The organism is Methylobacterium sp. AC832, from assembly GCF_979256025.1.
In genome coordinates, this window is sequence record NZ_CEEDMV010000013.1 from 1 (window position 1) to 14,348 (window position 14,348).

The 14,348-nt window shown below is 66.4% G+C and carries 10 protein-coding genes; 3 read left to right on the forward strand and 7 right to left on the reverse strand.

Annotated features, from left to right (window positions below; genetic code table 11):
* Positions 1-48: 48 nt before the first annotated feature.
* Positions 49-213 carry a YqaE/Pmp3 family membrane protein gene (locus tag AC0IXR_RS24080; RefSeq protein ID WP_082470365.1) on the reverse strand — a complete coding sequence of 55 codons (165 nt, stop codon included), beginning with the start codon at positions 211-213 and terminating at the stop codon, positions 49-51.
* A gap of 154 nt (positions 214-367) precedes the next feature.
* Between AC0IXR_RS24080 and AC0IXR_RS24085 the strand changes: the two genes are divergently transcribed.
* On the forward strand, positions 368-1,135 hold the full coding sequence (locus AC0IXR_RS24085; RefSeq protein WP_461234364.1) for a hypothetical protein: 768 nt from the start codon (positions 368-370) through the stop codon (positions 1,133-1,135).
* 117 nt (positions 1,136-1,252) lie between these two features.
* Here the strand turns inward: AC0IXR_RS24085 and AC0IXR_RS24090 are convergent, their stop codons facing one another.
* The 5 genes from AC0IXR_RS24090 to AC0IXR_RS24110 all read right to left on the reverse strand — a co-directional run bounded on the left by AC0IXR_RS24090 (position 1,253) and on the right by AC0IXR_RS24110 (position 8,716).
* Positions 1,253-2,608: a DUF4167 domain-containing protein gene (locus AC0IXR_RS24090; RefSeq protein WP_471762470.1), complete on the reverse strand. Its 1,356-nt coding sequence runs from the start codon at positions 2,606-2,608 to the stop codon at positions 1,253-1,255.
* 429 nt (positions 2,609-3,037) lie between these two features.
* Positions 3,038-3,943, reverse strand: coding sequence for a peptide chain release factor N(5)-glutamine methyltransferase (gene prmC, locus AC0IXR_RS24095; RefSeq protein WP_471762495.1), 906 nt, complete (start codon positions 3,941-3,943; stop codon positions 3,038-3,040).
* Between the two features lie 26 nt (positions 3,944-3,969).
* Entirely contained in the window at positions 3,970-5,055 is a 1,086-nt protein-coding gene (gene prfA, locus AC0IXR_RS24100) for a peptide chain release factor 1 (RefSeq protein WP_018042072.1), read from the reverse strand.
* Between the two features lie 88 nt (positions 5,056-5,143).
* Positions 5,144-7,408 (reverse strand): phosphoenolpyruvate--protein phosphotransferase, encoded by a 2,265-nt coding sequence (gene ptsP / locus AC0IXR_RS24105; protein WP_056429002.1) that lies wholly within the window; start codon positions 7,406-7,408, stop codon positions 5,144-5,146.
* A 72-nt stretch (positions 7,409-7,480) separates the two neighbouring features.
* Entirely contained in the window at positions 7,481-8,716 is a 1,236-nt protein-coding gene (locus tag AC0IXR_RS24110; RefSeq protein WP_471762471.1) for an aspartate kinase, read from the reverse strand.
* A 186-nt stretch (positions 8,717-8,902) separates the two neighbouring features.
* Here AC0IXR_RS24110 and ubiG point away from each other — a divergent pair, with 186 nt between their 5' ends.
* Together ubiG and AC0IXR_RS24120 are read left to right on the forward strand one after the other, a co-directional pair.
* Positions 8,903-9,649, forward strand: coding sequence for a bifunctional 2-polyprenyl-6-hydroxyphenol methylase/3-demethylubiquinol 3-O-methyltransferase UbiG (gene ubiG, locus AC0IXR_RS24115; protein ID WP_471762472.1), 747 nt, complete (start codon positions 8,903-8,905; stop codon positions 9,647-9,649).
* 104 nt (positions 9,650-9,753) lie between these two features.
* Positions 9,754-10,728, forward strand: coding sequence for an NADPH:quinone oxidoreductase family protein (locus tag AC0IXR_RS24120; protein ID WP_471762473.1), 975 nt, complete (start codon positions 9,754-9,756; stop codon positions 10,726-10,728).
* Positions 10,729-10,958: 230 nt separating this feature from the next.
* Here the strand turns inward: AC0IXR_RS24120 and AC0IXR_RS24125 are convergent, their stop codons facing one another.
* Entirely contained in the window at positions 10,959-14,309 is a 3,351-nt protein-coding gene (locus AC0IXR_RS24125) for an error-prone DNA polymerase (RefSeq protein ID WP_471762496.1), read from the reverse strand.
* Positions 14,310-14,348 lie beyond the last annotated feature (39 nt).

Genomic DNA, 14,348 nt, shown 5'->3' on the forward strand with positions numbered 1-14,348 from the left:
GCGGGCTTCGTCATGTCCACATCCCAACCTCCAACGCCCCAGCACCAATCACCGAGACCGCATCACAACCCAAAGCGCGTGAATCGAGCCAGGCAGGTAGAACAGAATGCACAGCAGGATGTTCAGGAAGAACTGCACGCCAATCCCAACCGTCAGAAGCACTGCAATCGGCGGGAGAAAAATGGCAAGGAGAATACGGATAAGGCTCGACACGGTGCTTCCCTGATCAATGGAGTGCTTTTGCACTTCGATGAACCGTAACAGCCGCGCTTAAGTTCCAGCGAGCTCCACTCCCATGGGTGTTCTTCCGCGAACAAACTCGATCCTTGGCCTAATATGAGGCCCCTCGTCGAGCCGTGAGGCATCCATGCTGATCGAGGCCATCCACTATCTGACGACGCCGGCATCGCGCGCGCAGCGGAGGCTCGGATATCTGAGTGAGAGCGTTCGGCTGCTGTCACGTTCGCGCCGTTGCCGTCTGGCGTGGGCGGATCACCTCGCGGCCGCCCGATCCGCTATCATGCAGTCTTGTGCGGATCTCGTCCGCCGTCGCACCGCCGTGATCCTAGGCTCGGGCCTTCTCGACGATGTACCCTTGTCGTATCTGGCCGAACGCTTCGAGCGTGTGATCCTGGTGGACATGATCCATCCCTGGCCAGCCCGATGGATGGCGCGCCGCCATGCGAATGTCAGCCTGCAGATCGTGGATCTCAGCGGATGCGCGAACTGGCTGAGAGGGGAGGGGGAGCGGCATGCCGATCCTCTTGCCGTATTCAACAGCGACGATGTCGATCTCGTCGTCTCCGCCAATCTACTCTCACAACTGCCGATCCTGCCCGTGGACTGGTTCGAGTCCCGTGGCATTCCGCTTCCCCATGGGTTGGGAGCCGAGATCGTCGCCACGCATCTCCGGGGTTTGGCGGGTCTGCGGGCACATGTCTGCCTCATCACCGATACCGAGGAGCTGACAGAAGACCGCGACGGCCGCGTCATCGAGCGGTTCGATCTTCTCCACGGCGTCGCTTTACCGCCTTCCGATCATTCCTGGATTTGGGAGATAGCGCCATTCGGAGAGATTGGACGCCGCCGCAGGCAGCGCCATCACGTCCGTGCCTATTGCGATTGGCGTGGATGAAAGAGCAGCAAGACTTTTGTCTGCGGCAAGAAAAAAGCCGCCCCACATGAGAGGGCGGCTTTTGCAAAACTTCATCCGGTTGTCCGCGCCTGGAATAGGCGGCGGGTCCTTTGCAAACTATTCGACGGTGGAGGGTGTATCGTCGGCGTTCGTGCTGCCGCCCTCTGAGCCTTCCGGTCCCTCGAAGCGAGGACGACGGCGACGACGTGGCTTCGGTGCTGCCGGAGCTGAATCGTCCTTCGTCACCTCTCCGGCGAGATCGCGTTTCGGCTCCGCTTCGCCAGCGGGTTCGACAAAGCGTTCTGCCACCGGTGTAGCGGCCGGACGAGGAGCTGCCGTCAGGAAAGCCGGCAAGGCACTGACATCGTCTTCAGCGCGAAGATCGGGTTCCTCGCGGCGGCGGGAACGGCGCGGAGCCGTCTCCGAACGCCGGCTGTCACTGCGCGAGGATTCCGGGCGCGGGCTCTCCTGGCGCTGGTTTTCCTGACGCGGTGGATCCTGTCTCACAGGCTCGTTTCTAAGCGCAGGCTCCTGTCGAGGATTGTCCTGGCGATAGGCCTCCTGCCGGGGAGCTTCCTGGCGAGACACGTCCTGAGACACCTGGTCCGGCTTCGGCGCGGTGTCGTTGCCCTGGAACTCGCTGCGCTGGCTTTCGTAGCGGGAGCTGTCGTTGCGGTTCTGAGCGCGGTTGAAGTCCGTGCGCGGCTGATCCTGGCGGCCGTAATCCTGCCGCGGCTGCTCGTGCCGGGGATTGTCCTGCCTCGGATTATCCTGCCGGGCATTCTCGCCACGGAAGGAATCCTGCCGGTTATACTCCTGGCGGCCACCGTCGCTACGGTGTCCCTCATAGCGCGAACCGTCTTGGCGCGAACCGTCTTGGCGCGAACCGTCTTGTCGGTTCCCGTCCTGCCGGCCACCCTCCTGGCGCTGACCGTCCCGATTGTTCTCGAAACGTTGGGGGCGGTCGTTACGATTCTGGAAGCGGTCGCGCCGCGGGCTTCGCTGGTCGGACTGGGAATCCTGGCGGTGATCGGGGCGGGAATCTTGCCGGGAATCCTGCCGCGAGTCTTGGCGTGGCGCTTCGTAGGACTGAGGCTGCGGCTGCGGCTGCTGCGCCGGATCGCCGTATTCCTCGCCGTAGCTGTTGCCGTAACCGTTGGCGGCATAGCCCTGGCTCGTGCCCTGGCCCTCGTCTTCGCCATCCTCGTCGTCATCGTAGCCGTTGCGGGCGTAACCGCCATTCTGCTGGCGGTTCTGCTCCTGGGCACCGGAGATGATGCGGAAATAATGCTCGCCGTGCTGGAAGTAATTCTCGGCCGCCACCGGATCGCCGCTCGCTTGCGCATCACGCGCCAGCTGGGCGTATTTGTCCGCGATGTGCTGAGCCGTCCCGCGGATTTTTACATCCGGCCCGTTGGACTCGTAGGAACGCGTCAGCGGATTGGGACCTTTGGGGCGGTTGCGACCGCGCATCCGTCTATTCTGGTTTGGTCTCATCGGTCTCGATTGACCCTCGTTCAAATCGGAGCGTCTGATGATGCGGCGGGGCTACGAGCGAAGGAGAATGAACCCGCTCGGGCTCTTTCCTGTCCTCGTAAGATCCGGTCGATGGTTCCGCGATCGATTGTGCCGTGCTCGCCGTATGTCCGGCCAACCGATTCCCACGCTCGCATCTCGGCGTCGATCGGATGTCTGGAACTCAGTTCATCAAGCTTCCACACGGAATCTCGTGCGTATCGGCTCGATGGTGGGGAGATCGTCTAAAAACATCGCGTGCTAGACGCCGCCGACATTTCTACCTCGATCCGCCTTAACGGACCGTTCGCGACCTGACTGTGACATTAGCGGCTCCCCAAGCCCACAACAAGCTTTTTTTCCGAGCCTTCTCGCGGTTTCCGGTGGTCAAAGGCCCGATAATGTGACGACGCGGGCGTGACCGGCCAGATCGTGCCGGATCGAACCTTGCGCGAATCCCGCCTCATGGCCGATCCGGACGACGTCCTCCGCCTGATCGTAACCGACCTCGAACACCAGGGCCCCATCCCGCGCGAGCAGGCGCCGGCCATCCGACGCCCCGCTCACCTCCGCGGTGATCCTCCTGTAGGCGGCCAAGCCATCCTCCCCGCCATCAAGGGCGCCAATGGGATCATGGTAGCGAACTTCGTGGGAGAGCATCGGAATGGTGGCGCTCGGGATGTAGGGCGGGTTCGAGAGAATGACGTCGAACGGCTTGCCGAGAGCGGAGCACCAATCGCCGGCAAGGAAAGCGGCACGCCGTCCGACACCGTTCATCCGGGCGTTGCTGCGGGCGCAACCGAGCGCTTGGTGCGAACGGTCGACACCCACGCCGAATGCCTGTGTCCATTCGCTCAAGAGCGCAATGAGGATGCAGCCGGATCCGGTTCCGAGATCCAGGAGGCGTAGGGGCCGGTCGCGGGTAGCATGAAGCGACAGTGCGGCATCCACCATCGTCTCGGTATCGGGCCTGGGAACCAGGGTCGCGGCGTTCAGGATGAAGGGAAGACCCCAAAACTCCCACTCGCCGAGGATGCGGGCGACGGGCTCACCCGCGAGGCGCCGTTGCATTGCCTCGCCGAGCCGCTTGGCGCCCTGCTCGCCCAGAGTCTCCGCGTCGGAAAGGACGAGCTCGGTCTGAGTGATGCCTAGGACGTGAAGGAAGAGGAATCGGGCATCGCTGGCCCCGCCATCGATCCCGGCCTCGCGGAAAGCCGCCGTGATCCGGCTGAGCGCCTGCGAGCGAGACAGCCATGGGTCGATGCCCGTTCCATCCGCCCCGCCCCCGGTCACGCGAGAGTCACTCAGACCATCTTCCGTCACGCCATGCCTTCGGCGGCCATGAGTTCGGCTTGGTGCTCAGTGATGAGGGCATCCACGAGTTCGTCCAGCGCTTCACCCGCGAGAACCTCTTCCAGTTTGTAGAGGGTGAGGTTGATGCGGTGGTCGGTCACCCGCGCCTGTGGGAAATTGTAGGTGCGGATACGCTCCGACCGGTCTCCCGAACCGACCTGTGACTTGCGGTCTGCTGCGCGAACGGCATCTTTTGCCGTCCGTTCGGCATCGTAGAGCTTGGCCCGCAGGAGCGACATGGCGCGCGCGCGGTTCTTGTGCTGCGAGCGCTCTTCCTGGACGAAAATGACGATGCCGCTCGGCATATGGGTGATGCGGATCGCCGATTCCGTCTTGTTGACGTGCTGGCCGCCGGCACCCTGGGAGCGCATCGTGTCGATCTTCAGATCGGCATCGTTGACGACGATATCGACCTCCTCGGCCTCGGGCAGGACCGCCACGGTGGCGGCGGAGGTGTGGATGCGTCCCTGGGCCTCGGTATCGGGCACACGCTGGACCCGGTGGGCTCCGCTCTCGAATTTCAGCTTGGCGAAGACGCCCTTGCCCTTCACCTCGGCTATGACTTCGCGATAGCCGCCGACCGTGCCTTCGCTCTCGGAGATGACATCGACCTTCCAGCCCTTCAGATCCGCATATTTCGCGTACATCCGGAACAGATCGCCGGCGAAGAGCGCGGCTTCGTCGCCACCGGTCCCGGCACGGATTTCGAGAATGGCGCTCTTCTCGTCGGCGGCGTCCTTGGGCAGCAGGATGACCTGGAGCGCCTTGTGGGCGGCCTCGAGCCCCGCTTCCGCATCGGGCTTCTCGGCGGCGGCGAGCGCACGCATCTCGGCATCGCCCCCCGGCTCGTCGATGAGAGCCTCGATTTCGGCGAGGTTCGTCGCGGCTGCGCGGTAAGCATGGATGGCCGCCACCACGCCGTCGAGTTCGGCGAGTTCCCGGGACAGCTGGACGAAGCTGTCGGAATCGGCCGAACCTGCGCTGAGCGTGGCGGTGACGATGTCATGCCGCGTCAGAATGGCGTCGAGACGGTCTGAAGGAATTGGGGTCATCGCCCGGAGGATACTCTCAACTGTGGAAAGGGAATGTCGAACGGACGTGCGAGAAGCTCAGCTGCCGGCGTAAGCGCCGTCACGCTCGCTAGATAGGCACGCCGTGGGCCTTGGCGAAGGCCGTCAGGACCGGCCGCAGGGAAGCGCTGTCGCTGGAACGCTCCATCTCGGCATCGATCACCGCCGCCACGGCGGACGCGTCGATTCCGAGAACCATGGCCTTCACCGGGCCGATGGCGGCGGGCGACATCGACAGGTTGCGGAAGCCGAGGCCGATCAGGGCCATCGCCTCCAAGGGCTTGCCGCCGATCTCGCCGCAGATGGTGACGGGGCAGCCGGCGGCAGCCGCGCGCTCGGCGATGAGGCGGAACGCACGCAGGGCCGGCACGCTGAGCGTGTCGAACCGGTCGGCGACGCGGCGGTTTTCGCGGTCCACCGCGAAGAGGAACTGCATCAGGTCGTTCGAGCCCACCGACAGGAAGTCGGCGACCTTGGCGATCTCGTCGATCTGGAAGAGGAGAGACGGTACCTCGACCATCACGCCGAGGCGGCAATCGCTCGGAAGGATATGGCCGTGGCGGCGCAGATGCGCCTTCTCCCGGTCGACGATGGCCTTGGCGCGGACGAACTCGTCCACCGTCGCCACCATCGGAAACATGATCTTGAGAGGCCGGCCGGACGCCGCCCGTAGCAGCGCGCGCAACTGCACCCGCAACAGGGCGGGGCGGTCGAGGCCGATGCGGATGGCGCGCCAGCCGAGAGCCGGGTTTTCCTCCTCGAGGGCCGGCATGTAGGGCAGGATCTTGTCGCCGCCGATATCCAGGGTACGGATCGTCACGGGCAGGTCGCCGGTGGCGGCGAACACCGCCTCGTAGAGCGATTGCTGCTCGGCGGCCGAGGGCATCCGCTGCGCCACCATGAACTGCAATTCCGTGCGGAACAGGCCGATGCCCTCCGCGCCGGTCTCATGGAGATGGGTGAGGTCGACCAGCAGTCCGGCATTCAGCTGCAGGCCGATGGCGACCCCGTCCCTGGTGACGGCGGGGAGGTCGCGAAGCGCCCGGTACTGTTCCTGACGGCGCGCGCGCAGGCGGACCTGCTCGGCATAAGCCGCCTCGATCTCAGGCCCGGGACGGACCTGGATCTCGCCGGTTACACCATCGACGATGATGGCGTCGCCCGCATCGCAGAGGGCCGTGGCATTGGCGATCTCGCCCACCGCCGGGATGCCGAGCGCCCGTGCGACGATGGCGATATGGCTCGTCGGGCCACCTTCCTCCAGCACCACGCCGCGCAGGGAGGCGCGATCGTAGTCGAGGAGGGCGGCCGGGCCCATGGAGCGGGCGACGAGAATCGCGTTTTCGGGAAGCTCGCGATGCGTGCCGTTGCTCTCCGTGCCGATCAGCGTGCGCAGAAGACGGTTGGCGAGATCGTCGAGGTCGTGCAGGCGGTCGCGCAGATACGGATCGCTCTGACGCATCATCCGGGCGCGGTTGTCCGACTGGACGCGCTCTACGGCGGCTTCCGCGGTCAGGCCGGAATGGACCGCCTCGCGCATGCGGCGCAGCCAGCCCTTGTCGTGCGCGAACATCCGCACCGTCTCCAGCACCTCACGCGATTCGCCGGTGCCGATGCTGTCGCCGCGTTCCACGAGGTCGTCGATGGCCGAGCGGACTTCTCCGATGGCCTCCTCCAGGCGCTCGACCTCGCGCTCCAGGTTTTCGGCGATGAGCTGCTTCACGATGATGCGCGGCTCATGCAGCACCACGTGGCCAAGGCCGATGCCATCGGCGAGCGCGACACCGCGCTGGCTCACGGCGCGGCGCGCGGCCGAGCCCGCACCTGGGGCCAGGGATTGCAATTCACCCGAAGCGATCATCTCGGACAGCACCATCGCCGTCGTCTGGAGCGCCTCGATCTCTTCCTCCGAATAGACCCGGTAAGTGAGGTTCTGCACCACGAGGACGCCGAGCGTGTTCCCGGCCCGCAGCAGCGGCACGCCGAGGAAGGCGTGATAGGCCTCTTCCCCGGTCTCTGGGCGATACGAGAAGGCGGGGTGGGACTGGGCGTCCGAGAGCGAGAGCGGCTCGGCGGTCTTGGCGATGAGGCCGACGAGGCCTTCATCGGCCCGCATCCGGGTCAGGTGGACGGCCGAACGGTTCAGTCCCTCGGTGGCAAACAGTTCGAGGGTGTTGTCATCGCTCAGGACATAGACCGAGCAGACCTCGGCGATGACGTTCGCCGCGATGAGGGTGACAATGCGGTCGAGGCGAGCTTGTGGACTGACCGGCTCCGCCATCGCTTCGCGGAGGCGGCGCAGCAGCAGGCGCGGTCCTCCGGGCGCAGCAGGCATGGTCTCCTCGATCCGAATTCAGTCCCCGGTTCCGCACGCGCAAGTTTCATGCGCGGCGGAGAGGGCAGGCGCTCAAGCCTGATCGAGGCCGTATAGCGAGTGGAGCGTACGCACGGCAAGCTCCGTATAGGCCGCGTCGATCAGGACCGAGAACTTGATCTCCGATGTGGTGATCGCGCGGATGTTGATTCCCTTCTGCGCCAGGGCCCTGAATGCCTTGGCGGCGACACCCGCATGGCTGCGCATGCCAACGCCGATGGCCGAAACCTTGACGACATCGGTGGCGCCCTCGATCTGGGCGAACTCGATGATGCCGCTCTGGGCATCGAGAATCGTGCGGGCGCGGTCGTAATCGGCCGAGGGCACCGTGAAGGTCATGTCGGTGGTCGACTGGTCGCCGGACACGGTCTGGATGATCATGTCGACGTTGATGTTGGCATCCGCCAGCGGTCCGAAGATCGCGGCCGCGATCCCGGGGCTGTCCTTGACGCGGCGAAGGGTGATCTGCGCCTCGTCCTTCGAGAAGGCGATCCCGGTGATGATCTGCTGTTCCACGATGTCGTCCTCGTCGCAGATGAGGGTGCCTGTGCGGGCGTTGTCGGGTGGGTCGAAGCTGGAGCGCACCGTGGTCGGCACGCGATGGACCATGGCGAGCTCGACGGAGCGGACCTGGAGCACCTTGGCCCCGAGAGAGGCCATCTCCAGCATCTCTTCGAAGGTCACGCGTTCCATGCGCTTGGCCTTCTGCACCACGCGCGGGTCGGTGGTGTAGACGCCGTCGACGTCGGTATAGATGTCGCAGCGCTCCGCGCCGATGGCGGCGGCGATGGCGACCGCGCTGGTATCCGAGCCGCCGCGGCCGAGCGTCGTCACGCGGCCGGTCTCGGTATGGATACCCTGGAAGCCGGCGATCACGGCGACTTCGCCGCGTTGGAAGCCAGCCTTGAGATTCTTGGGATCGATGGCGGTGATACGGGCCGAGCCGTGGGCGTCCGAGGTCTCGATTGGGATCTGCCAGCCCTGCCAGGACCGGGCCTTGATCCCGTTCTTCTGAAGCGCCGCGGCGAGGAGACCAGCGGTGACGAGCTCGCCCGATGCGACGATGGCGTCGTATTCCGCCTCGTCGTAGAGCGGGTTGGCGTCCTTGACCCAGGCCACGAGTTCGTTGGTCTTGCCGGACATGGCCGAGACCACGACGGCGACGTCGTAGCCGGCCTCGATCTCGCGCGCCACGTGGAGCGCCACGTTGCGGATACGGTCCACGGTCGCCACCGATGTGCCGCCGAACTTCATCACCAAACGGGGCATGTCGGGTCCGCGTCGATCCATTTCAGGCTGGCCGCCCGCTGCGGGCACGACGCCGGCGGCAATCGCCGCAGTCGTGTCCCGCCGCTATACCGGCCGGTGCCTGGGCGGGTACAAGGGCCCTTCGGACGTGTCAACAATCGGGCATGCGGGCGGGATGGCCCGCATCCGAGTCGGAAGGTCAGGCGAATGAATCCAGCGGCACCCTCTTCCATCGACGCCGAGGAAGTCGCGCGCTTCGAAGGGATCGCCGCGACCTGGTGGGCCGAGGACGGGCCGATGAAGGTGCTTCACCGTTTCAACCCGGTGCGTCTCGCCTATATCCGCGACGCGATCTGCAGAACCTTCGGCCGAGACCCGCGCGCGCCCTATCCGCTGAAGGGGCTGACCATCGTCGATGTCGGCTGCGGCGGCGGCGTCCTGTCCGAGCCCCTGGCGCGGCTCGGCGCCAGCGTCACCGGGCTCGATCCGGCCCCCACCAACATCGCCGTGGCGCGATCCCATGCGGAGGCCGAGGGCGTGACGGTGGATTACCGCTCGCAGACCATCGAAGAAGTGGTGGCGGCGGGCGAGCTTTTCGACGTCGTCCTGATCATGGAGGTGGTGGAGCACGTGGTCGACATGCCGGCCTTCGTCGCGAGTGCCTGCCAGGCGGTGAAACCGGGCGGTCTCCTGTTCGCCGCCACCCTCAACCGCACGATGCGCTCCTTCGCGCTGGCCATCGTCGGAGCGGAATACGTTCTCGGCTGGCTGCCGCGCGGAACCCATGACTGGAACAAGTTCGTGAAGCCGGAGGAATTGTCCCGCGCCATCGCGCGCGGCGGCCTCGCCGTCACCGATACGACCGGCGTCGTGTTCAATCCCCTCGACGGGAGTTGGCGGCCCGCCCGCGACACCGCGGTGAACTACATGGTCGCGGCCTCGCGTCCGGCCTGAACCGGGCTCTACGAGCGCCGCTGACGACGAACGCTTGCGCTGCTGCCGCCAATCGGTGCAAGCGCGCTCAAGCAAAAGGCGCTGCGGCTCAAGGGAGGATCGGCATGAAGGCTTTGCTCTGCACCAGGCTCGGCGGCCCCGAGGATCTCGCGATCGCCGACTTGCCGGATCCAATGCCCGGACCCGGTGAGGCCGTGGTGCGGGTGACGCTGGCGGCACTGAACTTCTTCGATACGCTCATCATCGCAGGGCGCTACCAGGTGAAGCCCGATCTGCCGTTTTCACCCGGCGGTGAGGCCGTGGGAATCATCGAGGCCCTGGGGCAGGGCGTCGAGGGGTTCGGGGTCGGGGACCGGGTCATCGTCCACCGCACCTACGGAACCTGCGCCGCGCGCATCGCGGTGGGCACCCGGCATCTCACCGCCGTCCCCGATGGGGTGAGCGACGAGCAGGCAGCCGGCCTCACCATCACCTATGGCACCTCGCTCCACGCCCTGCGGGATCGCGCGCGGCTCCAGCCCGGCGAGACCTTGGCGGTCCTCGGTGCCTCGGGCGGCGTCGGTCTCGCCGCGGTGGAACTCGGCGTGATCATGGGGGTCAAGGTGATCGCCTGCGCCTCCTCGCCTGAGAAACTCGCGGTGGCGCAGGCGCACGGCGCCGAGATGAGCCTCGATTACAGCGCGGACAATCTGCGCGAGGGGTTGAAGAAGCTCACCGAGGGACGGGGCGTCGATGTGATCTACGATCCGATCGGCGGCGAATACGCCGAGCCTGCGCTACGCTCGCTCGGCTGGAAGGGACGCTACCTCGTCGTCGGATTCGCGGCCGGCGATATCCCACGCATCCCCCTGAACCTCGCCCTCCTGAAGGGCATCGATATCCAGGGCGTGCATTGGGGCGTGTTCGTGGAGCGCGAGCCCGAGGCTCACCGGGCGAACCAGGAGCAATTGTTGGCCTGGGTGGCGGAAGGACGGCTTAAAGCCAAGATCCACGGCACCTATCCGATGAGTGAGTACGAGAACGCGCTCGGCATCCTCAAGCGCCGCGAAGCCGTGGGCAAGGTCCTGCTTCGGCCCTGAGGGGGCAAGCCCTCCTCCCCAGCGGATCTCGTGCCTGCTCAAGATCCGTCGAGCTTGTGGGGAGGAGTTGGAGGTGGGGGTGGTGGGGTGACCCTCAGCTTACGGAGGCTGGCGGAGCCACCCCCACTCCTGACCTCTCCCCACAAGGGGGAGAGGGACGCGCTCTGCCTGCAAAAGCAGATGGGCGAATCCGGTAGCCGCCAGCGGGGAGAGGGGATGTGCACCGCCCCTCAATGGAAATCCCGGCTGCGGTAGACGCGCCGGTCGGGCGGGGCCCCGAAATCCGTCGTCTCAGGGGGGAGGGGGAGGCCGCCCTCCCGTAGGGTCCGCAATTCCTCCGTCAGGTCGCGAAACTGCTCGGCCAGGAGATGGACCACCAGCCCTGAGCGCTGGATGCGGCCGCGCACGGCAAGGAAGCGCGCGCTCATGGCGATGCGCCGGTTGGCGTCGAACACCTTCTTCCAGACGATGACGTTGCAGATGCCGGTCTCGTCCTCCAGCGTCAGGAACACTACGCCTTTGGCGGTGCCGGGGCGCTGCCGGGTGAGGACGAGGCCCGCCACCGTGACGCGGGCATTCTGCGCCCATGAAGGGTCGTGGTGGGCCGCCGCCGGGATCGCGCCGATGCGGGCGAGGCGCGCCCGGAAGAACGCCACCGGATGGCCTTTGAGCGAGAGGCCGGTGGAGACGTAATCCTCCGCCACATGCTCGGAGAGTGCCATGGCGGGCAGCTCCACCGCGGGCTCGGCCCGGAACAGCCCATCGTCGGCATGGAAGGCGAAGAGCGGCATCGGCGCATCGAGGAGATGGGTGCGCCGGTCGGTGGGGACGCCCCGCCCGGCGCTGGCCCGCATCGACGTTCCTTCGAGGGCCCGCACAGCCCAGAGCGCGGCGCGGCGGTCGAGGTCGAGGGAGCGGAAGGCATCCGCTTCCGCCAGGCGCTCGAGGGCGTTGCGGGGAAGGGTCAGGGCGGCCTGGAGGCCCTCGACGCTGGCATAGCCGTTGCCGCGCAGGGCCACGAGCCGGGCCATGGCGGCTTTCGGCAGGCCGCTCACCTGCCGCAGGCCGATGCGGACGGCGAAGCGGCGCTCCGGCCCACGCTGCTCCGAGGCCGGTTCCAGAGTGCAGTCCCATTCGCTGGCGTTGACGTCGGGCCCGCGCACCTCGACCCCATGGGCGCGGGCATCCCGCACCAGCTGGGCCGGCTGGTAGAATCCCATGGGCTGCGAGTTCAGGATCGCGGCCAGGAAAACGTCCGGGTGCCGGCATTTCATCCAGGCCGAGGCGTAGACCAGCAGGGCGAAGCTCGCCGCGTGGCTCTCGGGAAAGCCATAAGTTGAGAATCCCTCGATCTGCTTGAAGCAGCGCTCGGCGAAATCGCGCGGATAGCCGCGCCCGACCATGCCCTCGATGAACTTGGTCCTGAAATTCACGATCAGCCCGTTGTGCCGGAAGGTCGCCATGGCCCGGCGCAAGCCGTCGGCTTCAGACGGCGTGAATCCGGCCGCCGTGATCGCGATCTGCATGGCGTGTTCCTGGAACAGCGGCACGCCGAAGGTCCGCTTCAATACCTCTTCGAGTTCGTTCTTCGGCCCATGGTCGGGGGAGGGGGATGGGAAGACGACAGGTTCCTCGCCCGAGCGGCGCTTCAGGTAGGGATGGACCATGTCGCCCTGGATCGGGCCGGGGCGCACGATGGCGACCTGCACCACCAGATCGTAGAATTCCTTCGGCTTCAGGCGCGGCAGCATCGACATCTGCGCCCGGCTCTCGACCTGGAACACGCCGACGGAATCGGCCTTCGAGAGCATCGCGTAGACGTCCGGCTGCTCCGGCGGGATGTCGGCCAGGGTCTCGTAGGCGACGCCGAAATCCTCGCGCAGGAAGTCGAGGCCGCGCTTGAGACAGGTCAGCATGCCGAGCGCCAGCACGTCGACCTTGAGAAGGCCGATCGTGTCGATGTCGTCCTTGTCCCATTCGATGAAGGTGCGGTCCGGCATCGCCGCATTGCCGATCGGCACGGTCTCGTCGAGACGCCCCCGCGTCAGCACGAAGCCGCCCACATGCTGGGACAGGTGGCGCGGGAAGCCGATGAGCTGGATCGCGAGGTCCACCGCCTGCCGGATCGCCGGGTTGGCGGGGTCGAGCCCGGCTTGCGCGATATGCTGGTCGGGCAGACCGTCGCCCCATGAGCCCCATACCGTGTCGGCCATCATGCCGGTGATGTCGGGGGTGAGGCCCAGCACCTTGCCGACCTCGCGGATCGCGCTGCGGGGCCGGTAATGGATCACCGTCGCGCAGATGGCCGCGCGCTCCCGCCCGTAGCGATCGTAGAGGTGCTGGATCACCTCCTCACGGCGCTCATGCTCGAAATCGACGTCGATATCGGGCGGTTCGTCGCGGCTTTCGGAAATGAAGCGGGCGAAGAGCAGCCGGATCTTGGTCGGGTCCACCGAGGTGATGCCGAGGCAGTAGCAGACCACGGAATTGGCCGCCGAGCCGCGGCCCTGGCACAGGATTCCCCGGTTCCGGGCGAATTCGACGATGTCGTGGATGGTGAGGAAGTAGCGGGCGTAATCGAGCTGGCGGATCAGGTCGAATTCGTGGGCGAGGGCCGTCTCGACCGTCTCCGGGATACCGTCCGGGTAGCGTAGCTCCGCCCGTTGCCGGGTCAGGTATTCGAGATGCCCCTGGGCCGTCCTGCCGGGGGGGACGGTCTCGTCGGGATACTCGTATTTCAGCTCCTCCAGCGAGAACTCGCAGGCTTGCGCGATCTCGACACTGCGCGCGATCGCCTCCGGGTGGTCCGCGAAGAGCCGGGCCATCTCCTCCGGTGGCTTCAGGTGGCGCTCGGCATTGGCCTCCAGCCGGTAGCCGGCCTCGACCAGGGTGCAACCCTCGCGGATGCAGGTGGCGACATCCTGCAGGGGGCGCCGGTCGGGATGGTGGTAGAGCGCATCCGACACCGCCACCATCGGCGCGCCGAGGCGTTTCCCGAACCCGGCCAGCCGGCCGAGGCGGCGGCGCTCGTCGCCACGGTAGCGGTGGCTGACACCGAGGAAGACGCGGCCCGGCGCCGCCTCCGCCAGATCGGCGAGGTGACGGGCGAAGGCCTCGTCCGCCATGTCCGGCGGCGAGCCGTTTTCCGAAGGCAGAAAATCCTCGGGAGGCAGAAAATCCTCCGGAGAAATGGCGATGAAGATCTGGCCCCTTGCCGCCGCGAGCACCTCTGCGATGCCGAACCGGCATTCGCCCTTCTCCGAACGGCGGTTGCCATCCGTGAGCAACCGGCAGAGCCGGCCATAGGCATCCCGGTCCATCGGGTAGGCGACCGCCTCAAAACCTTCCTCGGTGACGAGACGGACGCCCGGCAGATACCGGACCGTCGCTTCGCCCGCTTTCTTCCGGCGCTTGGCCTCGGCATGGCCGCGCACCACGCCCGACAGCGTGTTGCGGTCGGCGATGCCGATGGCGTGGAACCCGAATTCGGCACCCTGCGCCACCATTTCCTGCGGATGCGAGGCTCCGCGCAGGAACGAGAAATTCGTGGTGACCGCGAGCTCCGCATAGGGCGGGGTCATGCGCAGAAAGATGGGCCGTTCGCGCAATCCCCTCTCCCC